Annotated in this window: 2 protein-coding genes; both read left to right on the forward strand. The window is 50.8% G+C overall.

Annotated elements, in window-relative coordinates:
* Positions 1-1,108: ammonium transporter (locus tag Q4526_RS00855; protein WP_215974820.1), on the forward strand; the 1,108-nt coding region annotated here is incomplete at its 5' end.
* A gap of 188 nt (positions 1,109-1,296) precedes the next feature.
* On the forward strand, positions 1,297-1,635 hold the full coding sequence (locus tag Q4526_RS00860) for a P-II family nitrogen regulator (RefSeq protein ID WP_215974821.1): 339 nt from the start codon (positions 1,297-1,299) through the stop codon (positions 1,633-1,635).
* Positions 1,636-1,674: the final 39 nt, after the last annotated feature.

Genomic DNA, 1,674 nt, shown 5'->3' on the forward strand with positions numbered 1-1,674 from the left:
GTTTGCCATTTCATGCATTATGTACTTAGTGTGCGGTTACGCCATTATGTACGGCGGCGACTTTTTCCTAACCGGTATTGCCGGCGGTGAAACTCTAGTTGCTGATGCTTTGGCAGCCTCTGCCGAAGAAGGCTTTGAAGGTGGTTCGGTTTACTCCGGTGCCTCTGACTTCTTCTTCCAGGTAGTATTCGTAGCAACCGCTATGTCTATTGTCTCTGGTGCGGTTGCTGAGCGCATGAAGCTTTGGGCATTCTTGACCTTCGCTGTGGTAATGACTGGTTTCATTTACCCAATGGAAGGCAGCTGGACTTGGAATGGTGCCGACGTATTTGGCATGTATAACCTTGGCGACCTAGGCTTCTCTGACTTTGCCGGCTCTGGCATCGTACACATGGCAGGTGCTGCAGCTGCGCTGGCTGGTGTGATCTTGCTGGGTGCTCGTAAAGGTAAATATGGTAAAAACGGCGAAATTCACGCCATTACCGGTGCTAACTTGCCAATGGCTACCTTAGGTACATTCATCCTGTGGATGGGTTGGTTCGGTTTCAACGGTGGTTCGGTACTGAAATTGGGCGATATCGCCAACGCTAACTCCGTCGCGATGGTGTTCCTGAACACCAACGCCGCCGCCGCTGGTGGTTTGGTTGCCGCACTGATTGTCGCTCGCATTCTGTTCGGCAAAGCCGACTTGACCATGGCTCTTAACGGTGCGTTGGCAGGCCTGGTAGCGATTACCGCTGAGCCTTCTACCCCAAGCGCCTTGGGTGCTACCATCATCGGTGCAGTGGGCGGTATCATCGTAGTCTTCTCTATCCTGTCTTTGGATAAAATGAAAATCGATGACCCAGTCGGTGCTATCTCTGTACACGGTGTAGTCGGTCTGTTTGGTCTGTTGGTTGTACCTTTAACCAACGACGGCTCTACCTTTGTCGGCCAGATCGTGGGCGGATTGACCATCTTTGTTTGGGTCTTCGTCTGTAGCCTGATCGTTTGGAGCATCATCAAAGTGATCATCGGACTGCGTGTTAGCGAAGAAGAAGAGTACGAAGGTGTTGACCTTGCCGAGTGTGGCATGGAAGCATACCCAGAGTTCACTTCCGCTAAGTAAGTCTTGCTGGCGGCGGCTCGGTTACCCGGGCCGCCGTTTGATTTAGCCTCTCGCTTGTATTTGTGCTGATAAGGATGATTTTCCCGCTCTCAGCGTGTTATCTTTAACCCATCAACAGATTTAGGCTGGTGGGTTTCCTCAAAGAGGCCAAGCCAGAGCAGAGACTAAGACCAAAAAGGAACGCATAAATGAAACTGATTACTGCTGTCGTAAAACCCTTTAAGCTCGATGATGTCCGCACTGGACTGTCTGAGGTGGGCGTACAAGGGATGACCGTGACCGAGGTCAAGGGCTTTGGTCGTCAAAAGGGTCACACCGAGTTGTATCGCGGTGCTGAGTACGTAGTAGATTTTCTGCCTAAGGTAAAAATTGAACTGGCTGTGGACGACGCTCTCGTCGATCAGGCGGTTGAGGCAATTACCAAGGCAGCTCAAACCGGCAAAATTGGTGATGGTAAAATCTTTATCACCCCGCTGGAAGAGATTATCCGAATTCGTACCGGCGAAACCGGGCCAGAAGCTATCTAATTCTGGCTTATGGGTAAAAATCTTTGCCCAGTATTACAG

The organism is Gilvimarinus sp. 2_MG-2023 (assembly GCF_030547685.1).
Classification (GTDB): Bacteria; Pseudomonadota; Gammaproteobacteria; order Pseudomonadales; family Cellvibrionaceae; genus Gilvimarinus.